The organism is Bacteroidota bacterium, assembly GCA_030017895.1.
Lineage (GTDB): Bacteria > Bacteroidota > Ignavibacteria > UBA10030 > BY39 > JASEGV01.
This window is the reverse complement of the sequence record JASEGV010000002.1, coordinates 69,616-95,589: the sequence shown is the minus strand read 5'-3', so window position 1 is coordinate 95,589 and position 25,974 is coordinate 69,616. Positions and strand designations below refer to the sequence as shown.

The window sequence follows — 25,974 nt, the reverse complement described above, 5'->3', positions numbered from 1 at the left end:
ATGGCATAGATTTCAATAACGCAAAACCGTATAACCCGTTCTTCAAGCCGACCGCTTTAAACTGTTCGGCGTTTGTGTAATTATAAAGTTAGGCTGTAAATGTAAGTTGCTCTTTGAAGTAGGTTATAAAAAAAAGCTAATTAAAAATTATTGGCATTGGTTTTCAATGCTGCATTGCTTTTTGGGCGGCGGCTTAAAAACAACGTCGTTATACAAACAACAGAGAGAAGTAAAATGTGTTTGTTTCCAAATTATGAAGAGTGTTTACAGCGGATTCAAAATTTCCCCAACGATGAAGCAATAATTTTATCGCAGATACGATTGAAAATATTGAATGAAGATAACATTGAAGATCTTCAATCGCAATTAACTACTACCCTAGGTCATTGGGGCGCATTTCGGAATCAAGGCGGTATTAGAAATGAAAGATTTCTTATAGAATTATTTGCAAATGATTTCTTAAGAAATACATTCTACGATTTGTTTAGACTAAGTGTTTCAGAAAAGACTCTATCTAATATTCTTCTTTTCCATAAAGAAAGAATATCTATTATCTACAGTTATTTCCAAGGCTCAATACTTCAGAACCATATACCAGCAAGTATAATGACTATTTCGAAAACAATATTAATGACACTGGGGATTAGCGTTGGCTTCGATTCAAGAGTATTACGAAAAATTAACGATGCAAATGCTTTGATAAAATTTAATTCTGGTGTATGGCCTTTTGACTTTTTATTTGAGGCATTGAGGTATATCGCCTCAGAACAAAACAAGTGGGAATTGATAAATGGTCCAATGAAAACATTAGAAGAAAATTTACCAATATGCCAGATAATCGATAGAATATTATGGACAGAAGTTTAATTTATTTTAACGTTTGTATAACCAGTGGCTCAAGGCGACAGCGTTTTCGCATTCGGCATTTTACAAATTTTAGTGTTAGTCGTTCCGTTTCAGCTTTGTTGTTAAGCGTAGTTTGTAAAAGAAAGTTTTGTTCTAATTATAAATTTAATTAACAAGTTCAGCATTGTAGTTTTGGGCTGCGCCTTAGCCACAACGCCGTTATATGGGTAATAAAATGAAAAAAATATTTTTCTTTTTTTATACATTAGTTTTAATAGGATGTAATTCTGATCAGATTCTAAATTCTGACGAAATTGATATCAGTGAATTGAAGAAGAAGTGGATACATTCTCGAGAAGAAGAAACCGATTCAATCCAAATATATCGGCCTGTAAATTATAAAGTGTTTCCCCCGTCCCGATACAGACAAGTATATTCTTTTGCTGATAGTGGCGAATGCGAATATTTAGTTTTAGCTCCAAACGACGCTCATTATTTTGAAAATGGAACTTGGACATTTAATGAAGATAACAAGTTATTAGTCATTTTTGATTCTACGCAACAAGCCATAAGAGAACTTAAAATTATTTCAGTAACTAAGGATCAATTAAAGTTTGTTCAAATTTAAAAACCCATATAACAAGCAACTCAACCCGACCGCTTCTTTTCTCGTGGGCTTTTTCAATTTCTTGGGTTGGGTAGCTTTCAAAAATTTCTTAGACAAGTTTATTACACTATGAAAATTATTTTTAAATCATTGGCTTTGTACTTTCTCATAAGCCGTCTGCTCTGGGCGGCGGGTTAGTTGCAAGGCCGTTAGCTTGCTTCTTAGATTGATGTACATTCCGTATAATATTTGGTTAAATTTATGATGAAAATTTATTATTTGAGGAAAATACTGTGACAAAAAATGAAGTAACTGAATTAAAAAACGGTAACAATGGTGAACTTGGTAAATATTTGAACCCTACTAATGATACCAAGACACTTTTTTTTACATTAGATAAATTGGGAAGATTACCAGATAATTTTGATGGCAAATATTTTATTCCTCTTTGCAAGCATCCAATTGAAAAGATAAGATTATTAGCTGTCAAAAATATTGGCAAATTATGTGATGAAAAATATTTAAGTCAATTGGAAAACATCTCAGCATCTGATGAAAGTACTATGGTACGGAGAGAGGCTATTTCTTCAATTGGCAGAATGAGAAATAAAAATGCAATCCCAATCCTAATTAGGAGACTAAAAGATTCAGATCCTAAAATCGTATTGCAAGCGATTAGAGGTCTGCTAGTTTTTAATAATGATGAACAAGTTATTTCTGAATTAAAAAAATTAGTCAATCACCCAAATGAAGTGATTCATAATGTGATTGAAAAAGAATTTTTTGACAAATTTAAATCTGAATACAATGGTGATCATTGTAAATCCCCTGATTATCTCAAAAATGTTGTTGTAAATGGTGATGTTCTCGAAGTATTAAAAACTATTTCTGATGAATCAATTCATCTTACTTTCACGTCGCCACCTTACTATAATGCAAGGGATTATTCAATTTATCAAAGCTATGATGAATATTTAGAATTTTTACGAGATGTTTTTAAAGAAATCCATCGCATAACTAAAGAAGGAAGATTTTTCATTTTAAATACTTCGCCAATAATTATTCCACGTGTAAGTCGGCAACATTCGAGCAAAAGATACCCAATACCATTTGATATTCATCCCTTTCTAATTGAAATGGGATGGGAATTTATTGATGATATTGTATGGGTAAAGCCAGAATTCAGTGCGAAAGATCGTAATTCTAGTTTTCGCCAACATAGGAAACCTTTAGCATATAAACCGACGGCTGTAACAGAATACCTAATGGTATATCGAAAAAAAACACACAAGTTAATTGATTGGAATATTAGGCAATATGATTACAAGACTGTTCAAGAAAGTAAAGTTCTTGGAGAAGTTGACCAAATAAATACTTGGAATATTGACCCAACATTTGATAAAACTCATACAGCAGTTTTTCCAATGGAACTTTGTCTTAGAGTTTTAAAATATTATTCATTTAAAAACGACCTAGTATTTGACCCATTTGGAGGTAGTGGTACTTTTAGCAAAGCTGCTCAGTCACTTAACCGTTTCTTTTTCACAACTGAAATATCAAAAAAATATTTCGAACGGATAAAAGAAAACATAGGTCAAAATGTTTTATTTAATTTTGACTTCCCAAATAAATATTATTCATTTAATGAATTTTCCAAAATAATTAAGGAAAACAAATGACGCTTACAGAACAAGTTGCCAAAAACATCATTAAAAAACTTTTAAAAGGTGAAGATTATCGTATTGAAATAGTAGCACTTATTAATGCTGATTTTTTGCAATACGCAATCGATTTCTTTAAAAAAATAGTTGAGGCAAAACTTAATAATAAAGACATTAATATTGATTGGTATAAAAAAGAATTCTTATCGAAAAGTTTACCAAAAGAAGAAATAGCTATACATTCTGGTTTAAACCAAAAAACGATCAAGAATATGTATAATTCCGAAACTAGGGAGATTGTAATTGACGCATCTTATCAACATTACGAACAACTGTATGAAGCAATTAAAAGTTTAGTAGATAGTGAAAACGAATTTAATTTGAAACTTACAATTAAAATTAAAGCTGTCAGCGTAGAGCTTAATATTGGAGAAAGTCTGATTGTTATAAATACACTTGCAGTCAAACGTGCAGCCTTGCGAGGTGGCTATTGGAGTACAGCCGGTAAACGTGTAGAAAAACCTTTAATGCAAACTTTATGCAAGTTATATGGTGTATCCCAGTCAAATTACCTCCTTAAGCTTAAAAGTAAAAAGAAAAAAGTAGAATTTGACTTTAAAAGAGAAATTGATTTTTACTTAGTTGACGATTCTAAAAATTATAAATGTGAAGTAAAGTTAATGGGAATAGGTAATCCCGAAAGTGCTGATGCAGTTATAGCAAGAGCTAGCGAAGTTTTTGTTGCAGATAAACTTTCAGAAACTAATAAAAATCAATTAAACAGTCTAAATGTTAATTGGGTAGAACTTAGAAGTGAAAATGGTTACAAAAGATTTAAAACTGTTCTTGAAAGTTTAAATATCCCGTTTAATAAAGATGGAGATTATACAGAAGAATCTTTGAATGATATTTTTAATGAAGTGTTCCAAAACGCAAGCTAACCCGTGCCTCAAGCTGACTGCCTTTTCGCATTCAGCAATTTTGGTTTCTTGGGTTTGTCGTTCCGTGTTTTGTTTCTTATTCATAGTTTTTTAGTTAATTAAAGTTTTCAAAAATTATTGGCTTTGTTCTTCTAAACTGCATTGCTGTTTTTGGCAGCAGCTTAGGCACAAAGCCGTTATACCGTTTACATAATCATAGTTTACTTAAAACAAATACAAAAATAAAAATGACAATCACAGAAGCAGTAAATGAATTTAGAACAATATCATTTGAAGACCATCGTTATTCATCTTTTGATTATTGTTACAATTACTTTAGAGGGAACAATGGGAATAATATTCTAAACGATATGGAAAAATCTTGCGCTATTTTAGGATTTTATTTGGCAAGTTGGGGAATGATGAGAGGTTCGAGTTTCTTACTACAAAAAAGTTATAAGCATTTCGAAGAATTAATCAAATATATTGCAACACTTGAAAGAACAATTTGGGAAATACAGCCATCGGAATATGTGGAAAAGTATGAAACAATTAACAATTTGTATAAGGGCATTTGCGAAAAGGTAATTGAAGATAACAATCGTGCTATCGTTCTTATTACAAAAATAATGCTCGGTGTTTTTGGTATAGTTCCAGCATTTGATGAATATTTTTGTAAATGTTTTAAAAAGATTAATCCACAGCTATCAAAATTTACATCCTTCAATAAAAACTCATTGGAAGTTATCAAGAACTTTTATGAAGTGAATCAAAAAGAAATTAATAATCTTTCAAGTCAAATATTTACAAAAGATTTTATAAACTCGACACCGAGATTTAATTATACAAAAGCAAAAATAATGGATATGTATGGTTTTGTTATCGGCACAAAAGAACCATAAAAATTAAAAAACGGTATAACAAGTGGCTCAAGGCGACAGCGTATTCGCATTTGGCTTTTTAGAAATTTTCGTGTTAGTCGTTCCGTTTCAAGTTTCTTGTTCAAGGTAGTTTTGCTATAAAAGATTTTTGTAATTAAAAAATTTATTAATAAGTTCGGCATTGTAGTTCTGGGCTGCGCCTTAGCCACAACGCCGTTATACCTTACATAAAATTGTGAGATAAAAATGAAAGACCAAGATTTGGCAAGTCTCAGTCTTCAAGAATTTCGAGAGTTTTTAATAAACCCTGAATGTGACTTGGAGATGATTAGAGCTACATTGACAGACAAAATGAATTTCATTCTTGATGAAAAGACTGTAATTGAAAATCAACTCAATGCTGCAAAAGCACGTTATCAATTAGGTCAAGAGAGGTCAGATCCGGAATGGTTTAGTAAAGCGACTGGGGCACTTAATCATAGAAAAAGAAAAATTGATAAATTGAATAAAATGTTGTCCTTTCTTAACAATGCTAAAAGTTATAGAGTAAATCGATTGATGGAAGTTAGAATTGAAACAGATTCAACCAACAGTTATGGACCAACTAAAAAAGAATTACTCAATCATTTTTTCGAGAAGGTATTTTGTGATATATGCAAAGAGGAACTAGAAGAAAATATTTTTAAGAAAATTAAAGAGATGACCAAAGAAGTTATAGAAATATTACGACCCAAAAGTTATGGTGAATACACCGACTTTCAAAGTTGGAGACAGAAGTATGTTAATGAGCATAAATCAAATTATGATTACAAGCAGATGGCTTCAATTTATGCAAAAGCTAATGGCAGTAAGGTATAACAAGTGCCTCAAGCCGAAAGCGTTTTCGCATTTGGTATTTGTGCAATTTAAAAGTTTATTGTTCCGTACCGGCTTTGTTGTTTAGTGTAGTTTGTAAATGAAAGTTTTTTCTAATTAAACAGTCATCTAAAAAAGTATAATTGTTGTGCTGGGCTTCTGCTTAGGTACAATGCCGTTATGTTGCTAAGTTATACTAAAGGTTAAGCAATACTATTTCAAAAAAATAAAGGTGAATATTATGAATTTATCAGAATTAGCATTTACTTGTTTCTGTTATGGTCGAAGAACAGATAACGATAGGGCATATTTGCAATTTCTTGAGCAAACAAATGGGATGATTGATATCCTCAATAATCAAGAACATCGTTTAACACTGTTAAAATGGCTTAATAAGTGGGGATGCCGTCAATTTGCAATTGTTTATCATAATACTGCACAAAATGAACTTTTAGAATGGTATAACCAGATTTCAAATCAACTTTTCCCATATGATAAAAACATTTGGGAACTAACGGAAGATGATTATCCGATAATTCACGAATTATTTGAATCTTTAATGAATCGCCTTGCTTCAATTCAGCACCGCGGGAATAATGAAATAACAAAAAGATTTGGTGCTATTGGAGCTGCTAAAATTTTATTTGCCATCAGACCAAAATGCTTTGCACCTTGGGACAATCCAATCATTAAAAAATTAGGTTATCGTAAATCATCTGATTCGTATGTTAAATATATTCGTCATATAAAAAATGAATTAATTTCTTTACAAGCAAGCTGTATAGAAAATGGTTTTACTTTAGCTGATTTACCTGAAAAATTTCAAAGACCAAACTCAAGCGTTCCAAAATTAATTGATGAATATTTCTGGATGACAATTACTCAGAAGTGGTCTTTACCTGATAACGGAACTTTTAGAAATTGGGCAAATTGGATTAATGGAGAATAAATATAAAACGCAATATAACAAGCGGTTCAAGCTGACTGCGAGTTCGCACTCGGCATTTGTGTAATTGTAAAAGTAGTTGTTCCGTGTCGGCAGTCTTGTTCAAAGTAGTCGCACAAAAAAAATTTTTTAATAATTATCGGCTTGGGTTTTTCAATGCTGCATTCTTGTTCTTGGCAGCAGATTAACCGCAACGCCGTTAGCCGACAACGCGCTTAAAAAACAATCAGTAACTTTTGCTTTTTGCAAGATTAGTTTCTAAATGGGCAAATCACTATATTATCATATAATATTATGTGGAATACTGAGACTGAAATACAATTCCTCAAAGAATCTTTGAAAAGTTTCGCTCCTCCAGAGCAACTTTTTTATAAGCTCACTGGTGGCTATTTTGCCTATATTCCCAAAGGAAGCAATGCTGAAGGCCAAACTCTCCAAAGTAGGAATTCTCTTATTGGTCAATTCACAGAAAACTGGGCAAAGAATCTTCTTTCTCCAATTGCCAAAGCGTTCAAACTATATGCAGTTAATGGAGTTGTATGTGAAGAATTAGGATTAACACGGCAATCAAGCGCCGATGTAGCTTTTTGTACGAAGGATGGCGTAAATCAAAACGCCAATGATATCAAGTTACTCTTTGAAGTCAAGATGAGTGTTGTCTCAAATTACCGATATGAAAAGAAAACAAATACCATCTCACTTCTTGGCGATTATAAGACTCACAAAGGCAACCCTTCGCTGCTTCGTTCCGATTCTATGCTAAAGGCCATTGGCAAGTCTATCAATATCCGTGTCTCTGGTATTTCAGCAACAAAAATTCCCATCGTTGTTCTAGGTAATAGTCCCATTACCGATTCTTATGTTGGCAAGGTTGACTTTCTAAAAACATCTGGTGTTATCCAAGGATTTATATCTCTGAATCCTTCACCGACCAAAGCTGATTTTATCAAATCCAGTCCAAAGTTAGGGTTTCAAACCGTCTCTGATTCTAGACAACTCCAAAACATACTCAGTGCTTTCATCAAAGAAGAGTTAAATTTCTTTTCCTCAATGATCACAAAAGTCAATTTGGGCGAGATTATCTCCATAGCGGCAAAAGAAAAGACGGATATTCAGAAAGCAGAAAAGTTTTTATCACTTATTAGAAGTTAATATGAAACACAAAGGTACCGAGACAAGCTCTTTTGGCACAAGTGGTCGTATCAATCATGATTCGTCCAAGTTCTATAATTCCCGTCTTTATGGAACAATGACGCCGAACGAACCTGTATCGTCTGAAGAGAATGTTTTTCCTCCAAATTTAGAAAACACAATTATTCTTGGAAATTCAGAGAAGATGAAAGAACTACCTGATAATTGTGTTCATCTGATGATTACTTCTCCTCCGTACAATGTCTCAAAGGAATATGATAACGATCTCTCTCTTGATGAATATCTTTCTTTATTAAAAAATGTCTTTTCAGAGACCTATCGTGTTCTTATCAATGGTGGTCGTGTTTGTATCAATGTTGCTAATCTAGGTAGGAAGCCTTATATCCCATTATCCGATTATATCTCCCGCATCATGCTCGAAATCGGTTTTAATATGCGTGGCGAAATCATTTGGAATAAAGCTGCAAGTGCTAGTCCCTCTACGGCTTGGGGAAGTTGGCTCTCTGCTGCCAATCCGATTCTTCGAGATATTCATGAATATATTTTAGTTTTTTCAAAGGGTAGTTATTCAAGGGTTGCAAAGGGAAAGCAAAACACGATTACAAAAGAACAATTTTTGGAATGGACAAAATCAATTTGGTCAATGAATGCCGAATCTGCTAGAAGAATTGGTCATCCAGCTCCATTTCCGGAAGAACTTCCTTATCGTTTAATCCAACTCTACTCTTTCGAAGATGATATTGTTCTCGATCCGTTTATGGGCAGTGGAACAGTTGGCTTGGTGGCGCTTAAATGTAATCGAAAATTCGTGGGCTACGAAATCAGCGAAGAATATATCAAACTTTGCAACAATCGAATCAACGCATTCAAAAATCAAGAGAAGATGGCTTTCGATCCTTTCGAAATTAAATCAGCAAAAGTTACTGTTCTAAACGGTAGTCATTAATATTTTTTGTTGCCGGCTAACCAGCACATCAACCTGACGCAATTAGCGTACTGCAAACTTCTTAGCGCGTAACGGTCTGGATGTAATTTGAAAGTTATCAGTGCGGCAACTTAGCCGCCATCCGTTAGGTGTTTCAAACAATCAAGGGGACATTTAAAATGAAAATATTAAAAATAACATTCGTTTTGATCCTGTTCTTCTCAGCGCATATTTTTTCTCAATCATTATCTATTGGTTTAGGAAGCGGTTTAAATTTTATCAATGGGAACAATTACTATACTGATAATTTTGGTCGGCTGGGAATATATGAAAATATTAACGGGACTACTACTAACTTGACCGGATTGGGATTAAGTCGTGAACTTCAATTTAAATTTGGAGCTAAATATTCATTTGAAAATTTACCACTTAGTTTAACTGCCGGTCTTAATTACCTGCATCTTAGAGGAAACGAATCCATGTATATCTATGATGTTTTTATGCAAAGAGAATTCCTTAAAGATGTTACTACAAAAATGGATATATGGTCATTTCAAATGGGAACAAATTACTTTTTCAGTTTTTATTTCTTAAAGCCTTTTGTTGCTGCTTCAGTCTCCATTAATTATTTTGATGATGTGTTTATTGAGCTTGCTGAAACTGACTACACTTCTGAATTTCGAAGTTATAAAAACGGAATGCGGTATGGTTATAGTTTGGGAATGGGAATTTCTTACAATATATTTTCAAATATTGAATTAGAATTCTCAACTAATTATAATTCTTGGAATGTATTTCACAGAAGAGAAGCTGAAGAAATGTTGAATTCAGTTAATGCTTTGGTTAATATCTATTATAAAATATTGTAAAACACTAAAGAAGCAACTCAACCCGACTGCTTATACAGTTTGGCTAATGTGGGATTTCGGGGTTTCAGTTTTCGTTCGGTGTGCTTGTTCTAAGTGTTCTTCGTCAGCTGACGGACTAACTAATTAACTTGCCTTCGGTGTGGACGAAAACAAGTTACGCACCTTCGGCTTAATCATCGGCAGTTGTGTTTTAGTTTGTCGTTCTTGTTATAGGCGGTGGGTTAGGCGCAATGCCGTTATGCCACTTAATTTATCGGGATATTAATTAGAAAAACAATCAGCGAGTTTTTTTACCGTCTTTCATATTTCCCACAAAAATTATATATTGTAGCAGATCTGAATAACATAAGTTTTCAATTGAGTAATTCAATGTCGTTGCTGTCCTTATTGTCCTTTAAAGAAACAAGCAGAAAATATAAACAATGCTAGGTAATCACTCTTCTCCGAATGGTTTTATACCGGTACACGGCGGCTACAAAAAATTGCTTTCATACAAAAAATCTGAAATTGTTTATGATGGTACGGTTTATTTTTGTAAGAGATTTTTTTCTAGAGGAGATCGCACAATCGACCAAATGATACAAGCTGCCCGCTCTGGAAAACAAAACATTGTGGAAGCCAGCATGGCTTCCGGGACATCCAAAGAAACAGAAATCAAACTCACAAATGTTGCCCGCGCAAGTTTGGAAGAGCTGATAACTGATTACAGAGACTTTCTGAGAGTTCGCAAATTCAAAGAATGGGATAAAAGTCATAGTTATGCGTTGCGTTTACGTGAACTTAATAAAGATCCTGAAAGAATTATTAATTAATTCATAAATCCCAAATCATCAATCTAAAATATTCTTATGGCAAAACTTGGAACTGAAATACCACACGACAACGGCTTCAACCGCAACGAGGACTTTAACAAAAATTTAGTAAGAAAGATAAAAGCGAAAGCCGATATCATCAAATTGGGCGGTGGTAAGGAACTCATCGAACGGCATCATAAACGAAACAAACTAACCGCACGAGAGAGAATTGAAAAGCTGATCGATTCCGGAAGTTATTTCCTCGAAATCGGTCTATTTGCCGCTTATGATATGTACAACGAATACGGCGGAGCTCCGGCCTCAGGAACAATTTTCGGCATCGGAAAAATTCACGGTCGAGATGTGGTAATCGTCGCAAACGACGCGACAGTTAAAGCAGGCGCATGGTTTCCGATTACATGTAAAAAAAATCTTCGAGCGCAGGAAATCTCGATGGAGAATCGTCTTCCAATAGTTTACCTTGTCGACTCGGCTGGTGTTTTCCTTCCGATGCAGGATGAAATTTTTCCGGATAAAGAACACTTCGGCAGAATTTTTCGTAACAACGCAGTAATGTCATCGATGGGAATTGTCCAAATCTCCGCGATTATGGGGCCTTGCGTGGCGGGCGGAGCTTACCTCCCGATCATGAGTGACGAAGCTATGATTGTAGAAAAAAACGGAAGCTTATTTTTAGCAGGACCAGCACTCGTTAAAGCCGCAATCGGCGAAGATGCCGATATCGAAGAATTAGGCGGCGCATCTATGCACTGCGAAATAAGCGGCGTTACAGATTATAAAATGCCGAACGATGAAGTTTGTCTGGAAACCATTCGCAACATCATAAGCAAGCTCGGACATACACCCAAAGCCGGATTTGACAGGATCGCTTCCAAACCGCCGAAGCTCGACCCCACAGAAATTTACGGTATCTTTTCAGACGACAGAACCAAACCATACGATACTTACCAGATTTTAGCCCGCATCGTTGACGAGGATTCGTTCGACGAGTATAAAGCGGGAATTGGAAAAACTATCATCACGGCTTATGCACGCATCGAAGGCTGGGCAGTAGGTATTGTTGCCAACCAGCGTGCACTTGTAAAAACCAAAAAAGGCGAAATGCAATTTGGCGGTGTTATCTACAGCGACAGCGCTGATAAAGGCACTCGGTTCATAATGAATTGCAATCAAAAAAATATACCGCTTATCTTTTTTCAGGATGTTACGGGGTTTATGGTCGGAACCCGTTCGGAACAAGGCGGCATTATTAAGGATGGTGCAAAAATGGTAAACGCAGTTGCTAACAGCGTTGTCCCGAAAATTACTTTCGTAATCGGCAACAGCTACGGTGCCGGAAATTATGCTATGTGTGGCAAAGCTTACGACCCCCGGTTTATTTTCGCTTGGACCACAGCTCAAATTGCAGTTATGGGCGGAAAACAGTCGAGCGAAACTTTGTTAACAATCCGCTTGGGCGGCAACAAGGATAAAATTTCCGAGGACGAAAAGCAGAAGATGCTTTCCGAAATCCATGAACGTTACGACCGCCAGCTTGACCCGCTCTACGCAGCAGCCCGATTATGGGTTGACGACATCATCGACCCGTTAGATACACGGAAGATTATATCATACGCTTTGGAGATTGCATCGAATAATCCAAACATTCAGCGCTTCAATCCGGGAGTAATACAAACATAGAATGATTGACTCATTGGATAAATGGATAAATGGAGTCCGCCTATGGCGGATGGATTAATTGAATTATGGAGAATTGGAATTGGGTTTTTATGAGACGGTATTTGCTTAACATGACTAATATTGTTTTAATTTTTGTTGCCTTGGGTTATCCTCAAATTAATTTTGCTCGAACTCATTTGCTGGATTCAAGTCGAATTGATTATTCTGCATTTGAGTCGATGATTACACTCTTCCCTCCTTTTCTTTTGAAGAACAGTGGTGAATTAAAATCATTTATCCGTGATGATGAATTCGTTAACTTCAGGAAACAGAACGGTGATTTGGCGGCTGTTGATTTGATATATCAAAAAGCTAAAGAACTTACACGCGGCAATACCGGAATATCTCTTCTAATTTGTTCAATCGCTACACTCGACCATTACACACTCGGTATAAAAATTCCGCTGATAAATCTTTACATTCCTTTAACCAGTGAAAATAAAGAAGATTTTCAAATGCGAACCGCTAATCTTCCTACACATTTTTATAGCAACTCTCCCTCGTATCCGTATGGCGACAGGGACAAATTACAGCACATATTCGGTTCGGCTTTTTTAATTTATGTTTTCGAATCGGAGGGACTGGCTGAAAGGTATTCGTCGTTTGTAGAAAAGATTGAAGATAGATATATTAAAGACGGTAATTATGATGAGCGTGACATGGAAGCAAATAAAGATGGACAAAGGTTTGGTTTGTTGCTGATGAAAAATAAGAACGCAAAACCATCGGATATCTTATACACAGTTGTGCCGTAATCAGATATTATGTTGGTTTTACTAATTTATAAATCCAACTCATCCCCTACACCTTGATAGGGGTTGAGTTCGATATACCCGAATAATCTATGCAAAAAAAAAAGATAAACGAACAACGAATTAATTATGAAAACAATCTTAATAATTGACGATGAGAAGAGTATCCGCGATGCAGTTAAAATGATACTCACCTACGAAAAATATGAAGTAATGCTTGCTGAAGATGGATCGAAAGGATTAGCTGCTCTGAATAATCCTGAAAATCAAATTGACGCTGTTCTTCTCGATGTAAAAATGCCGGGTATGGATGGCATCGAAGTATTACAAACTATAAAAAGCCGGCATACCGACTTGCCTATAATAATGATATCCGGGCACGGCACAATCGAGACTGCCGTCGAGGCAACAAAATTAGGCGCCTTCGATTTTTTAACCAAACCGCTCGATAGAGACAAATTGCTTGTAACGCTTCGCAACGCTCTCGAGCATAAAAAATTAACTTCTGAAATAGAAACAATCCGTCAGAAACTTGAAGGTAAAGATAAAATTTTAGGAGAGAGCCAGAAGCTTAAAAAGATATTATCGCTGATTGAGCGAATAGCTCCGACCGACACACGAGTTCTGATAACCGGCGAAAACGGAACCGGCAAAGAATTAGTAGCTAAAGCAATCCATCGTTTTAGCAAGCGTTCCGCAAAAACAATGGTCGAAGTAAACTGTGCTGCTATTCCTCACGATTTGATTGAATCGGAGTTGTTCGGACACGAGAAAGGTTCATTCACAGGCGCAACTGCGCAGCGCATTGGTAAGTTCGAGCAAGCCGACGGCGGCACAATTTTCCTCGATGAAATCGGGGACATGAGTTTAGCTGCTCAAGCAAAAGTTTTACGTGTACTCGAAGAAGGAAAAATTGAGAGAGTTGGCGGCAATAGATTAATTTCTGTTGATGTTCGTGTAATTGCAGCAACAAATAAAAATTTGATTGAGGAAATTAAAAAAGGTAATTTCAGAGAAGATTTATACCATCGTCTGAATGTTATCCCTATACACGTGCCTTCCCTACGTGAAAGACGTGAAGACATTCCAATATTAGCCAAAGCGTTCGCAGAAGATATTTGCAAGCGCAACGGATTTGCACCAAAGAAAATTTCCGACAGGGCATTAGATTATCTTAATGGACTTGGATGGAGCGGTAATGTTCGTGAGCTTCGGAATATAATTGAACGGCTTGTAATAATGGCTTCTGGAAATACGATAGATGTTGATGCACTCGAAACTGTGGGTGGCGCAAAAGGGGGCGTTCTTGATGATATAGTTTCGACGAGTCATAATTTTCAGGAGTTCAAGAATAGGTCGGAAGCGCTGTACATAAAACGCTTACTCGATTTACACAAATGGAATAAAAGTAAAACCGCCAAAGCACTCGATATCGAGAGAAGCCACCTGCACAGTAAGATTAAGAAGTATGGGTTGGAAAGAGAAGATAATTCTGATATTGGATAATTTGCTTCGCTAGGAATTTAAAAAATAAATGCTTTAGCCGCATTACTTTCATTGTATTCTTTCTCCATTAATGTAAGCTGCGGTTTACTTGCCAAAGCATCTAACGGGGTAATTTCCGCCGCTTTAATTTTGGTAAATAGTTCTTCTTTGAAACGATAGATTTGCCTAACCTTTTTTCTAACTTCTTCCTTGCGCCGCCGGCAATATCTCCACCGGCTTTTGCATCCGATTTTAATTTAGGAACACCGTGTGAATTTTCTGTCCGGTGAATTTCAGTCGTAGCCCGCTCACCCAACATCGTAAAAATCAATTCGAGGTCGTCCATGTGGTCGCGGAGGTTTTCCCGTTTTAATCTCTTCAGTTTTTTATATTGCGATGGTGTAACACCGAAAGTTGCTTTCGATATTTCGGCAGTCAAAATTTTATAATCTTTTTGTTCTTCAGCCCCACGCTTTTGCCATTCGTCTGTAAGTTCCTCACGGATTGCAATTCCCCGCATCCGTTTTTCTATCCAATCTTCCGGATATCCTTTGAGCTTGTATAGCATTCTTGTGCGTTTTGTTGCCAATTCCGGGTTTTCAATTTCCTGAACGCGCTCGTAACCGACTTTTGCTAACCAGCGTTTAAACGGTTCGGCTTTGGGCGACGGGATGGATTGAATTATACGGAAGATGCCCTCGGTGTTAGCACAATTCATTTGTTGCATTCCGCCCTCTGTTAAGATGGGAAGGGTATGGACAATTTGTCCATACCCTTTGGCAAGTTCCGGATCACGTCGTCTAATCTTATTTATGTAGTCTTTCGGATTTAAACTATCAGTCAGTGCGAGTACTACATCTTCAACTACAAACCACCATTCATTGTTATGAATTATTCTCCGAATTTGTCTTCCTTTGAATAAAGCGACTTTATTGTTTTCCATTCCTATCCTCCTTTCAGGTATAGAGATAAAATTATTTCCCGCGCTTGCTCATTTAAAACTCCTCAAACGGTCCTGTGCCTTCTACGCCGTACAGCTTTTCCACTTCCCATTGGACTGCAAGCTCAATGGCGTGGAGACATTCTTCTGAAGAATCGAGTAATAACAATTGTGGGCGCGGTTGGAGATACTTAGGTGCGTTTTGCTGTTCCTTTACTAACTGCCGGGAGTATTTTATTAACTCTACCGATGGGTCTAGTTTTCTAAGCGTAAGCTCTTTTGCTTCGACGGCTCTCTTGGCAAGCGTCTCAAGTTTAGCGGCTTGGTCTTTAGAGGGGATGACAAATGGTGCCATTCGTAGATCGTTGATTTCGTATGCTGCTGTGTTCTTGATAAACTTCCTAATAATGAAACTAAAAATGTTACTGTTCAACACCGCTAAAAACGTGTAGGCAGAAATTCCCTTAACGCTTGGTGTAAGGCGAGAAGCGCCTGCATCGAACACACATTTGGGTTGAAGCTTTGCTTTTAGTTCAACGTGATTGCCAAGTAAAGTATAGGTTACACCTTCTGTAAAATACAGATGTGCATTTCGGATTACTGGCATAGTGGGTTCTGGCCTTCCACTATTATTGTGCAAGAAGCTTACATTCTCATTTGACCATTTAATGTAGAGCGGTTCAATATCTGTCCATTTATTTCCTTCTGGATCACCTTTACGGAATGCAACCCAAACTCGTTTACCATCTAAACCATTATAGATAGTTGTAATACGTGGGGCATCTACCTCGTCTAAATAATATTCACCGGAATGAACACCAAGGCGTGTAATAGCAAGCTTCTTTTTCTTTAGTCGAGTTGCAAGAGTATGAAAAATCTCACAAAACCTTTCGCCGTGTATTTTCTTCAACTCTTCGTAAGGAGCTTTAAAATCCTTTGATTCTTTCCATCGTTCTTCAAGCTCCGCTTTTCTCAATTCGTAAGCACGGTTAAAATCTTCTTGTGTTGCTAACAACTCATTTGGAACAATCCTATAAATTTCTCCACGTTTTAATCCCAAAATTCGGAGAGGATCAAACTGATTCTTTAACGGTTCAACAATAGCTTCAAAGTCACCTTCATTTTCTTCAAGCAGTTTCGCAAAAGGTACTTTGACTTGGGGGTTCATATTCCATAAGTGCGTAAGTTCTTTCCTACGTTGCTCTATATCTTTTGCTTGTTCAGTTTTCTCAATAAAACCAAGAAATCTGCCGTTGTTTGCCGTCCTCATTCCTTGTCCACCATCGGCAATTAAACCGACGAGTGATACATCTCCTGGCTTCAGTGTTTGATGATAGCGAAATATTTCTTCGCGATTGTCATCATACTTTTTCGATGTTTCAATTTTCTCCCACCATGTGGTAACTAGTTTCTTGAGTGGTTCATTAAATCTATTATATAAAAGAGTTATCGCATTTGTTGGCTCAAAGAACGTTGACTTGACAGCGGAACGGTACGCATCAACGCCAATTCGATGCAAACGTAAACAACCCTGATTTCCATGAAGAACATGATGCTGTCCTCCGCCTACCTCTATTGGCGCTGTGCCGTTAATCAGAAGAGGCATTGGCTTCGTGGCAAGCTCAACAAGTTCTTTGTCGGGCGTGCTACCGTCTGTTTTATAACGTGCCTGTATGAAATGCAGATCATAATTTTCTTTTGCATCTTTTTTCTCAGCAACGAAAATTGCAGCATCCACCGTCGCGGTAAATGGATCGCATTGCCCAATGTAAAACAACCGGTTATGCTGGAGAAGCTCGCGCATACGCAATTTTGTTGCAAGCGTAAAGAAGGTGTCAGAAACGATGTAGCCAAAAGTTCCCCCGTTACGGAGTAGCTTAAATCCTTGAAACACAAAGTGTACATAGAGATCATCAACGAAACCGAACCGTTGCTCAAATGCATTTCGGTATTCAAAACCGCTTGATGTTTGTGTAGAGATGTACGGTGGATTTCCAAGAATCGCATCAAAGCCAGGATTGTCTTTTATGGTTCCATCGTCGTGAAAAAAAACATCCGGGAATTCTAACTCCCAGTGAAACGGCATCAAATAGTCAGTAATGCGTTTGTATTCATCTTTAAACTTATCAAGTGTAGATTTGAACTCTTGGAATTCCTTTGAGCGCGGTTTCGGTGAAGTAATAAATCCAGAAGCAAGCTGCGTGTATTCCGCCTCATTGATGGTCAATCCAGAAGCGGCAGATATCCAGAGGTTTGCAACATCTCTGAAAGGATCGAGTCGTTTTATAACTTTATCCCGCCAGCGTTCTTCCTTCTTCTTCACAATATCAATCTCGGTCGAAGCTTCTTCCTCGATAGCTTCAATTTCTTTTATGGCATCACTTACTGCTTCTGTAAGATTTTTACCAAATGTAAAATGTATTTGCTCTTCCTTTTGATGAATTGGTAACACGGATAATTCGTGAAGTTTCGCACCGATCAATGAATTGCCGGCACGGAGATGATGATCGAGGAAATTTAACGGCTCATTCGAAGCAATACACGTGAGCCAGAGTGAAAGTTTCGTTAGCTCAACTGCCAAAGGATTTGAATCTACACCGTAGATACATGCTTCAACAACGCGCCGTCGCCAGTAAGCAACTTCGGCTTGCTCTTGAGAAATTCCCGGTGGCACATTCTCAATCTGAAATTTTGTTGTTGGATGATAAACGATTTGGTCGGCAAGCCATTCAGTAGCACGGACAAGAAAATGTCCGCTACCCATAGCATTATCTAGAACGTTAAGCTTCAATACTTTAAGTGCGAATGAGTTATCTTTCTTTTTCTTCTTCAGAGCGCTCAAGACCCCTTCACTCTTTTCTATTGCGTCAATTAGCGGTTTGAGTGTCTTCTCAACAAGAAAACGTACGACCCAATCCGGAGTGTAGAAAGTACCCGATATTTGGAGTTCTCCTTTTTCACTGCGAAGGACAAGTTTATCGTTCTGAAGTTCTATATGACCACCAAGTAATCCCTCATAAATATCACCGAGTTGTCGAACTTCCAAATCGGCATAATCAATAGCACCCCATTCGAATTCACCTTGTTTACTGCGCTCCGTATGCCCGGCACTAAAAATCAAATCACGCAATACCTGTGCAAGTGCTTTTTCACCAACACGCCATTGTTCAAGTTTTAAATGGTTGCCGGGATGAAAAAGTCCGCCGTTATATCTTGGAACATCGCATTCTTTATTTAGTTTAGGTTTATCGCCGTTGATAAGATGAAATAGTTTTAGAAGTTCTTCGTATAAATCGGTAAAATTATCAGAATGGAATTCGGTTGCCTTCTTGAGACGGAGATTGAATCTTTGTAATGAAAATCTCTCTCGATAGTTTTTGTTAGAACCGGCACCTGAAAGCTTCACAGGCAATAAACCTCTCCCCTCAGCATAGAGAATGAATAACAAACGGTAAAGCAAAATCAAGCAGTTGTTATAGAGATCCGGAAGATCTCTTTCGCTAAGTTTGTTTTCTTTGAATTTCCAAAACCCATTTGCAAGATCAAGCACAACGGCAAAAATACGGCGACGTAAATCTTCTTCCAGAGTTGTTTGGAAACTAATTGCTTCTTCACGTATCTCATCAAGAGCGCATCGTCCATCTTTTTTTACAAAGACCTGCGGCTGGAAAAGGGTGATAAAGATTTTAAAGTCATCAAAAGTGCAAAAATATTCTTCGGGTCCTGCAAGATGGAATCCAAAATACGATGAGGGATGAGCATCACGACAGTATAATCTCCACACATTACCATTTGATAAAATACCCCACCTAAAATATGCCTCCCCTGTTTTGTTTGTTGCTTGACTCAGATAATCCTTCATCTGTTGGTGTGGAAAACGTCCGGGTGTTTCCTTCTTCGAAACTTGATCAAGCGGATGATGAACTTTTTTGGCTTCCATCAAACCGATTGCCGCCTGGTGTTTTACTTCATTATCCTCGTTGAATACACGATTCTTAGTTTCTTCATCTTCGAAAAGAAGATAATCTGGTGTCTGTGCACGCTCCGACTCAGGTAATCCGAGGTTCGAATAAAATGAAATGCCTAACTTCTCAAGAATCTTTTCCAGGAATTCACGCCGAGTTGTTTCCTCGTTACCTTTCGAAAGTCCTATAAACCTCTTCTTCCATAATTCAGCAACGAAATCATAAATTGGACGGGCATCTTCATCTTTGGGCCAATAATGAGATTCCCTCAGACGAGTTTGTAGATAATGCTCTGAGAATATTCCTTTTGTTTCCCAACGCTGTTCGTTCTCAAGGATGGGGAATAATGATTCCGATTGCATGGTTTTAATTTTCATTAATTCATTTTAGCAGTTTCTATAGCTGGAAACTTACAAAAAATAAACGTTAAAGGCAATCCGTCTTTTACCCAAATTTTTTGGATTACACTTTTATTTTATTTCTGCGGCACCACAATCGCCCCTTCTTTAAAATTCCCTAACACTTCAGTTTTACGCAGTAAAAATAATCTTCCAGTTAATGCCCCAGTAATAGCATCAAGCTCATCGCCGTTCATATCCTTATTCAAACCTTTTAGTCCAAGCTTTTCTAAACCGCGCCTGAGTTTTGGAAGTCCTTTTTGTTTTCGTGGAATACCCCACACATCCTGAGCGGCACCGGGGTAAATTTCAATGACCTTGTATCCTTTTCTTTGCAATTTTTTTTTCAGTTTAATCCCACGGACAGTTAGAGGACGCATTGGACCAAGTGTAATCGGAAAGAACCGGATACCGCGTTTCAACAACTCCCTATCGCACGGACGGAAATGCTCGCCATTCCTGTCTTCAATATTTTTTCGTCCGGGAGGCAGGTTTAATGGCGCATCTATTGCAACAAGAGCTGGCTTAGCTTCTTCCACAAAAGAAATTATTTCAGAATCTGAATATACAGTCGCATACTTAACTACATTCTTCCCTTTCAGTAAACAAATACCTGTGTTCCGCATCGGGCTGCCAGCAAGGTCGATACCGACGATCGAAAATAAAACTCTTTCCTTATTACTCAAAAATATTTATCTCGGATATTTTCCAGAAATGTATTCTATCAAAGATTTAATTTCGTAATCCTTTATCTCGAGCATATTTTTTATAATATCGCCAATCGAAATAACGCCTGTCATTTCTTTGCCTCTGAATACCGGAAGGTGCCTGATTCTTTTTTCATTCATCGTGTTCATTAGACTTTGAATATCATCTTCTTCTGCGGCGACAACTATTTTCTCGCGAGGAGTCATAATTTCACTAACTTTCATATGCAACGGATCTTTTTTTTGATAAACACATTTTTGTATTATGTCGCGCTCTGAGATGACGCCTGAAATATCGCCGTTCGAGTTATTCACGATCAGCAACCCGACTTTATTTTTCGTCAATTCTTCTATCGCTTCAAAAACAACTGCCTCCTCCCGGATTTGATAGATTTTATTATCCTTTAATTCCAATATTTTTTTGGCATTCATAATAGGTTCCTTTTTTTAGTTTCACACATCCAATCAAATCTTCAGCACAAACGAGAGGTGAAGACTCTTTAGATATTGGATAATTGTATCATAGTTTCTTGTATCAAAATAAGTAAGTATATCAATCTGAAGATTTTGGGTTGGATTCCAACCGAGTCCGTATGTTAAAAGCGTATTGCTGTTGCTTTCTGAGCTGTGTTCAGCATACGAAAGATAGCGGTTAGCGTTAGTGGTTGTTGTTGACGTTCCGTCTCCATAAACTATTTTATTTATCCAGGGTTCTGCATTTTTTATTTTCTTTTCCTCGTCGTTTGTTTGGTTTATGTATCGGAAAACCGACCCGAATCTTAGTGCCCAAGCTTTGCTTTCAGTAAAACGGTATTCGATACCGACTGGGATAGTTAAGATTGTTAGATAGTCTTTCATCGTTCGATTGGCGGTCTGACTGAAGGTTTCCGTCCTCACCATATCCAATGCATTTGGGACACCATCTGTGCGCTCGTAGTTGGTCGTGTTTTTAACTTCCTCAATATAGTTCGTCTCAATTTTTGTAGAATAGATTGAATAATATCCTCCAAGTCCAAAATGGACACCCTCAATGAGTGGTATATTAAATCTGGATACGAAGTTAAGAATATTCGTTGAACCTATTCCATCATCGCCTGTTTGGTTTTTATTAATAACAGATTGTTCAAAATCGATTGACCCTCCGGTTCCGTCGTATACTTTTTCACTACTTGAAAAGTCTCTGGATGTCGCATCATCGTAATCAAAGGATTCAAACACGGCAGAAAATCCTATTAATACAAATCCATCATTCCTCCGTTCATTTTGTTGATTAAATGTACGGCGGGCAGAGATCCCCAAACCCAATCCTGTTCCATCACGACTCTGTTCACGCTTAAACATATCACTTTCAGAATATCTTCGTGCATAACCGGTTATCGTTGGACTGAAATATTCAAAACCTCCGGTGTATAAATCATTTGTTTTCATTGCGTTATCGATAGTGTAAAAATTCAAATCGCCTCGCAGTTCATATCCCCACATCGGTTTCATAATTGAAGCCATCATGCGAAAATAAGGATTATCATTCGTCGTTTTAAAAACTCCCGCCTCCGACCATCTGAGACGCGAATAGTTTGAATCGAGGTAATACTCATCTACTGAGCGACTGAAAGACGCGTCAGTCCACCATACACCATATAACATATTCCTTCTCGAACCTAATGACATTGATGCATCATTATTTTCGTTACCCCAATTTCCGATTGTTAACTTTAAACCGAGTGTGTAATCTTGTAGCAAAAAACTGTTGTTAATAATAAAACCATAACCATCATTTTGATATACAGAATATTTTTTCTGATATATGGTTCTTCTCAAATCGTATAATCCATTAAAAGGTGGCAAGGCATCATAATAATGCGTGAACTCGCTTTCAATTTCACCATTCCCCCAAAAATCGTTTCCACCATTTAAATCAGTATCCATCCCTAAAAAACGTGGTGATTTAGATTTTTTAAACCTGACCAAAGCAGAAAGCTAGTGCTTATTGTAAAATGGGTTTTGTCGAGAAGCGCCTAACAACAACTCATTGTCAGTAAGATTATTGAAAATCTCTTCATACCCACTTGTTAAATTACTGAGATTGGTGTATAAGTGCAGAGTATCTACAAATCGTAATTCAATCGGGTCGTAAATAAGATCCAGATTGTCAGACACTATCCCACCCAGCGCCTTATTGCGGAACGAAAGTGGTTCTTGTGAATTAACAGTACTTAATACTGTTAATAGCGTGATTAAAGCTATTAGTTTTTTCATTTAACCCTCTCTTATTTTATTAACATCATTTTATTAATTTTGTAATGATTTCTAGTTGATAATCTATACACATAAACGCCGCTTGGATAATTTGCAGCATCCCATACAACTTCGTGAGAACCGGCATCTACAAATCCATTAACTAAAGTAGCAACTTCTCTTCCTAACAAATCGTATATTTTTAAATTAACAATACCTGCGTCGGGAATTTGGTATTTGATCACCGTAGCTGGATTGAAGGGATTGGGAAAGTTCTGAGACAATTGAAAACTAAATGGTTGGGCATTGTTTTCTGCAATAATAACCGGTTTGCCGAGTGGTGAACCGCTGCTGATGTCAAAATAAAGTTGGTCAAACTCCGCGCCTGCACGCGCATCCGCACCAGACGAATGGACTGCAGTAAATCCAAAATATCCGTTTGTAAAATTTGTGTATGTGGAATTTGTTACACTGCCCTGATTCACTGACGTATTCGCTGCAGTCGGCAAAGCGGTTGCAACAGCTCCGGTACCGTTTGCTGTAGGAAGTGCAGATGTGTAAACTGTCCAACCCGAACTGCTCGTGCGCGTTACACGAACCATAAATCCAATATCTGTTAAAGCGTTTGGAACAGTACCTGAAGAAGTTATGATATCCGTTGCCACTCCATTTGTTACACTTTGTAAAACTATATTATCGCCGCCTGAGTCATCGCCGAAACGGATACGATACCCATCAACTGTAGATGATACTAAATTTGCTTCGTTTGCCCACAACCAAACGATATTATGATTGGCGACAGTAGCGGCTTGCAGGCGCCGCCCCAACCAGAAAGACCACGATTGAGATGTCCCCCATGTGGCAGTTCGTTGTGTACTTAAATATTGTGTTCCTACAACTGCAGTTGTAACATTCAAACGTAATGTGTTGGAGTTTGTTGCTCCTGCAGCAACATCGCTGCTGGTTATCAGAGACCAAGTGGATGTTGTTCCACCCCACACAGGATACGAAGTAAAGTTACCATCGGCAAACGTATCGACCAAACGTCCGTCGCCGGGATATGTATGAGTTGTTGCACCATAAGAAATTGTATAATTGCTACCCGAAGTTTTCAAGATGACATGATCGTTTGCAACAACTCCTTTTCCAAAGGGGATTGTTCCTCCTGAACCAGTTGCAACTTGATATATATAACTATTTGCTGTTGCAAGACGGTCGAGTACTACTTGTGTTGGATGACCGTATGTGTTAGTACCAACCGGAATGATACAAACTTCAGAACTGAGTGTATTCACAAAAGTTTGATTGGTACTGTACTGACTTCCGTGATGATTGATTTTAAAAGCGTCAACATTACCTACTTGAGGTGCGAGAGGTGTTTCGTTGTCGGCATAATATGTAGTTTCACCTCCTAAATCGCCTCCAGTAAAATACTGGAATGATAAATAATTTAAAAGCCAGCCGACGCTTAAATCATTTTCGCTTTTTGTAGCATTGGGTACTAGCCCATAATTTATTACTTCTCCGTCAGTAGCTACACATTTCATTGTTAACCCCCCGCCAAGATCGAGTACTTGACCGAGTACAACTTTATATCGGCGACCGGTTGAATTAGCAGCAATTTCATAATCAGTAAATGCGACTGTAGTCGGGAGCGGTGCATCGCGTCCTCTGTCATATACCGCACCGATGTTAGAAGCGCCCATTCCATTTATCACTTCATCTAAACCACCTATGTGGTCGGCATGATAATGTGAACATATTACATAATTGAGATACGTAATACCGAGTGAAGTTAAATAGGGTCGAATAATATTTGTTCCATTTCCCGTATTGCCACCATCAATTAAGACCGTAATGCCTGTTGGCGACTTGATCAATGTCGCATCGGCTTGTCCGACATTGATGTGATGGATTTCTAATTGCTGGGCAAATACTGCGAATGTAAAAAGAAATCCTAAAATTACAGCTAATACAAAACATTGTTTCATAAGAACCTCATAAATTAGTTAATGATATTTTATTTAGAACAACATTTTTTCGTATAGTAGTTTGGCGACGGAATTTTTTCTTTCTTTCTAATACCGACTCCGTGAATGTTTATTTTTTCAGATTTCAGTCCATAATTTTTCTTAAAAATGCCGGTTTGCTTGAATCGGTTTTGAATATCCGTTCCTGATCCTCGATGATTGACGCTTTGTGAATCTGGGAATGTAGATCAATACCTTTTCTGATTATTGTCGGCTCATCCAATGTTCTGATGTCTTGTATTCCTGCCGGAATTCTTTCTACAATCTTAATATCTCTTTTGACAGGACGGACAGAACCTATGCCGCGTCGGTTAAAACCGGTAGCGATAACAGTAACCATTATATCGTCGCCAAAAGATTCATCTACAACATATCCCATAATGATGTTAGCATCTTCACCGGCAGCATCGTGAATTACTTGAACTGCTTCATCCGCTTCAACAAGCGACATATTGGGGCCGCCACATACATTAACAAGAACACCTTGTGCACCTGCTATAGAAACGCCGTCGAGTAAAGGACTGGAAATTGCTGCGTGAGCGGCTTCGACTGCACGATTTTCACCATTGGCTCTGCCTGTACCCATTAAAGCATCGCCGGCTTCCTTCATAATTGTTCTGATGTCAGCAAAATCACGGTTAACATATCCGGGAACAGTTATGATATCGGAGATACCGCGGGTTGCATTATATAACACTTCGTTGGCTTTATTGAAAGCTGCGGTAAGCGGCGTATCTCTGTCAACTATCGAAATTAATTTTTGATTCGGAATTATGATGAGTGTATCGACATGCTTTTTCAGTTCTTCGAGACCGGCATCAGCATTCGCCATACGATGTTTACCTTCGACGTTGAACGGTTTAGTAACAATTCCGACTACTAACGCATTTATACTTTTAGCAATGTTGGCAACGATTGGCGCACCGCCAGTACCTGTGCCACCCCCCATACCTGCTGTAACAAATACCATATCACTTCCAGCTAAAGCACGTGCTAACTCGTCTCTGTCTTCTTCGACTGCACGCATACCGGTTTGAGGATCGGCTCCGGCGCCTAAACCGCGAGTCAGATTTTTTCCGACCTGAATTTTATTAGGCGCCTTGCTTCTTTCAAGTGCTTGTAAATCGGTATTGATTACAAAAAAATCTACACCATTCAAGCCCATATCAATCATACTGTTGATCGCATTTCCGCCGCCACCGCCTACACCAACGACGCGGATTTTTGCACCACGGTCAAAATTATAATCGAGTTCTATCATCTCTA

General features: G+C 37.7%; 21 protein-coding genes and 1 pseudogene. 14 read left to right on the top strand and 8 right to left on the bottom strand.

From position 1 onward, the window contains the following. The first annotated feature begins 321 nt into the window (after positions 1-321). The 14 genes and pseudogenes from QME58_01055 to QME58_00990 all read left to right on the top strand — a co-directional run bounded on the left by QME58_01055 (position 322) and on the right by QME58_00990 (position 14,454). Positions 322-867 (top strand): hypothetical protein, encoded by a 546-nt coding sequence (locus QME58_01055; GenBank protein MDI6802418.1) that lies wholly within the window; start codon positions 322-324, stop codon positions 865-867. A gap of 214 nt (positions 868-1,081) precedes the next feature. Beyond that, positions 1,082-1,474 carry a hypothetical protein gene (locus tag QME58_01050; GenBank protein ID MDI6802417.1) on the top strand — a complete coding sequence of 131 codons (393 nt, stop codon included), beginning with the start codon at positions 1,082-1,084 and terminating at the stop codon, positions 1,472-1,474. A 272-nt stretch (positions 1,475-1,746) separates the two neighbouring features. Then, entirely contained in the window at positions 1,747-3,132 is a 1,386-nt protein-coding gene (locus QME58_01045; protein MDI6802416.1) for a DNA methyltransferase, read from the top strand. Further along, positions 3,129-4,055 (top strand): CfrBI family restriction endonuclease, encoded by a 927-nt coding sequence (locus tag QME58_01040; GenBank protein ID MDI6802415.1) that lies wholly within the window; start codon positions 3,129-3,131, stop codon positions 4,053-4,055. Before QME58_01045 ends, QME58_01040 begins: the two co-directional genes overlap by 4 nt. A 227-nt stretch (positions 4,056-4,282) precedes the next feature. After that, entirely contained in the window at positions 4,283-4,936 is a 654-nt protein-coding gene (locus QME58_01035; protein MDI6802414.1) for a hypothetical protein, read from the top strand. A 225-nt stretch (positions 4,937-5,161) separates the two neighbouring features. Further along, positions 5,162-5,773, top strand: coding sequence for a hypothetical protein (locus QME58_01030; GenBank protein MDI6802413.1), 612 nt, complete (start codon positions 5,162-5,164; stop codon positions 5,771-5,773). 238 nt (positions 5,774-6,011) lie between these two features. Further along, positions 6,012-6,719 (top strand): hypothetical protein, encoded by a 708-nt coding sequence (locus QME58_01025; protein MDI6802412.1) that lies wholly within the window; start codon positions 6,012-6,014, stop codon positions 6,717-6,719. A gap of 291 nt (positions 6,720-7,010) precedes the next feature. Beyond that, complete coding sequence (locus QME58_01020; GenBank protein MDI6802411.1) at positions 7,011-7,868, top strand: hypothetical protein; 858 nt, start codon at positions 7,011-7,013, stop codon at positions 7,866-7,868. A 1-nt stretch (position 7,869) separates the two neighbouring features. Next, the gene (locus tag QME58_01015; GenBank protein ID MDI6802410.1) at positions 7,870-8,814 is read left to right on the top strand and encodes a site-specific DNA-methyltransferase; all 945 of its coding nucleotides are present in this window, start codon (positions 7,870-7,872) and stop codon (positions 8,812-8,814) included. Between the two features lie 158 nt (positions 8,815-8,972). Beyond that, positions 8,973-9,662: an opacity family porin gene (locus tag QME58_01010; GenBank protein MDI6802409.1), complete on the top strand. Its 690-nt coding sequence runs from the start codon at positions 8,973-8,975 to the stop codon at positions 9,660-9,662. 422 nt (positions 9,663-10,084) lie between these two features. Then, positions 10,085-10,450: pseudogene (locus QME58_01005) on the top strand (four helix bundle protein). A 60-nt stretch (positions 10,451-10,510) separates the two neighbouring features. Then, a complete protein-coding gene (locus QME58_01000; GenBank protein MDI6802408.1) occupies positions 10,511-12,157 on the top strand; it encodes a carboxyl transferase domain-containing protein in 1,647 nt (548 codons plus the stop codon). Between the two features lie 89 nt (positions 12,158-12,246). Then, a complete protein-coding gene (locus QME58_00995) occupies positions 12,247-12,951 on the top strand; it encodes a hypothetical protein (protein MDI6802407.1) in 705 nt (234 codons plus the stop codon). Between the two features lie 126 nt (positions 12,952-13,077). Then, a complete protein-coding gene (locus QME58_00990; GenBank protein MDI6802406.1) occupies positions 13,078-14,454 on the top strand; it encodes a sigma-54 dependent transcriptional regulator in 1,377 nt (458 codons plus the stop codon). Positions 14,455-14,554: 100 nt separating this feature from the next. Here QME58_00990 and QME58_00985 read toward each other — a convergent pair whose 3' ends face one another. From QME58_00985 to ftsZ, 8 genes are all read right to left on the bottom strand, one after another. Beyond that, the gene (locus QME58_00985) at positions 14,555-15,376 is read right to left on the bottom strand and encodes a Bro-N domain-containing protein (protein MDI6802405.1); all 822 of its coding nucleotides are present in this window, start codon (positions 15,374-15,376) and stop codon (positions 14,555-14,557) included. Between the two features lie 52 nt (positions 15,377-15,428). Further along, on the bottom strand, positions 15,429-19,715 hold the full coding sequence (locus QME58_00980) for an Eco57I restriction-modification methylase domain-containing protein (protein MDI6802404.1): 4,287 nt from the start codon (positions 19,713-19,715) through the stop codon (positions 15,429-15,431). Positions 19,716-19,813: 98 nt separating this feature from the next. Next, positions 19,814-20,422: a DUF429 domain-containing protein gene (locus QME58_00975; GenBank protein MDI6802403.1), complete on the bottom strand. Its 609-nt coding sequence runs from the start codon at positions 20,420-20,422 to the stop codon at positions 19,814-19,816. 6 nt (positions 20,423-20,428) lie between these two features. Continuing rightward, positions 20,429-20,875 carry a CBS domain-containing protein gene (locus QME58_00970; protein MDI6802402.1) on the bottom strand — a complete coding sequence of 149 codons (447 nt, stop codon included), beginning with the start codon at positions 20,873-20,875 and terminating at the stop codon, positions 20,429-20,431. A 33-nt stretch (positions 20,876-20,908) separates the two neighbouring features. Then, on the bottom strand, positions 20,909-22,369 hold the full coding sequence (locus QME58_00965; GenBank protein MDI6802401.1) for a hypothetical protein: 1,461 nt from the start codon (positions 22,367-22,369) through the stop codon (positions 20,909-20,911). A gap of 51 nt (positions 22,370-22,420) precedes the next feature. Continuing rightward, on the bottom strand, positions 22,421-22,699 hold the full coding sequence (locus tag QME58_00960) for a hypothetical protein (GenBank protein MDI6802400.1): 279 nt from the start codon (positions 22,697-22,699) through the stop codon (positions 22,421-22,423). A gap of 11 nt (positions 22,700-22,710) precedes the next feature. Then, positions 22,711-24,669: a T9SS type A sorting domain-containing protein gene (locus QME58_00955; GenBank protein ID MDI6802399.1), complete on the bottom strand. Its 1,959-nt coding sequence runs from the start codon at positions 24,667-24,669 to the stop codon at positions 22,711-22,713. Between the two features lie 124 nt (positions 24,670-24,793). Further along, on the bottom strand, positions 24,794-25,969 hold the full coding sequence (ftsZ, locus tag QME58_00950) for a cell division protein FtsZ (GenBank protein ID MDI6802398.1): 1,176 nt from the start codon (positions 25,967-25,969) through the stop codon (positions 24,794-24,796). Positions 25,970-25,974: the final 5 nt, after the last annotated feature.

Bases quoted from the DNA above. Each gene is read 5' to 3' on its own strand.
- QME58_01050 (MDI6802417.1), top strand. From the start codon at position 1,082: ATGAAAAAAATATTTTTCTTTTTTTATACATTAGTTTTAATAGGATGT.
- QME58_01040 (MDI6802415.1), top strand. From the start codon at position 3,129: ATGACGCTTACAGAACAAGTTGCCAAAAACATCATTAAAAAACTTTTA.
- QME58_01035 (MDI6802414.1), top strand. From the start codon at position 4,283: ATGACAATCACAGAAGCAGTAAATGAATTTAGAACAATATCATTTGAA.
- QME58_01030 (MDI6802413.1), top strand. From the start codon at position 5,162: ATGAAAGACCAAGATTTGGCAAGTCTCAGTCTTCAAGAATTTCGAGAG.
- QME58_01025 (MDI6802412.1), top strand. From the start codon at position 6,012: ATGAATTTATCAGAATTAGCATTTACTTGTTTCTGTTATGGTCGAAGA.
- QME58_01020 (MDI6802411.1), top strand. From the start codon at position 7,011: ATGTGGAATACTGAGACTGAAATACAATTCCTCAAAGAATCTTTGAAA.
- QME58_01015 (MDI6802410.1), top strand. From the start codon at position 7,870: ATGAAACACAAAGGTACCGAGACAAGCTCTTTTGGCACAAGTGGTCGT.
- QME58_01010 (MDI6802409.1), top strand. From the start codon at position 8,973: ATGAAAATATTAAAAATAACATTCGTTTTGATCCTGTTCTTCTCAGCG.
- QME58_01000 (MDI6802408.1), top strand. From the start codon at position 10,511: ATGGCAAAACTTGGAACTGAAATACCACACGACAACGGCTTCAACCGC.
- QME58_00995 (MDI6802407.1), top strand. From the start codon at position 12,247: ATGAGACGGTATTTGCTTAACATGACTAATATTGTTTTAATTTTTGTT.
- QME58_00990 (MDI6802406.1), top strand. From the start codon at position 13,078: ATGAAAACAATCTTAATAATTGACGATGAGAAGAGTATCCGCGATGCA.
- QME58_00985 (MDI6802405.1), bottom strand. From the start codon at position 15,376: ATGGAAAACAATAAAGTCGCTTTATTCAAAGGAAGACAAATTCGGAGA.
- QME58_00980 (MDI6802404.1), bottom strand. From the start codon at position 19,715: ATGAAAATTAAAACCATGCAATCGGAATCATTATTCCCCATCCTTGAG.
- QME58_00970 (MDI6802402.1), bottom strand. From the start codon at position 20,875: ATGAATGCCAAAAAAATATTGGAATTAAAGGATAATAAAATCTATCAA.
- QME58_00965 (MDI6802401.1), bottom strand. From the start codon at position 22,369: ATGGATACTGATTTAAATGGTGGAAACGATTTTTGGGGGAATGGTGAA.
- QME58_00960 (MDI6802400.1), bottom strand. From the start codon at position 22,699: ATGAAAAAACTAATAGCTTTAATCACGCTATTAACAGTATTAAGTACT.
- QME58_00955 (MDI6802399.1), bottom strand. From the start codon at position 24,669: ATGAAACAATGTTTTGTATTAGCTGTAATTTTAGGATTTCTTTTTACA.
- ftsZ (MDI6802398.1), bottom strand. From the start codon at position 25,969: ATGATAGAACTCGATTATAATTTTGACCGTGGTGCAAAAATCCGCGTC.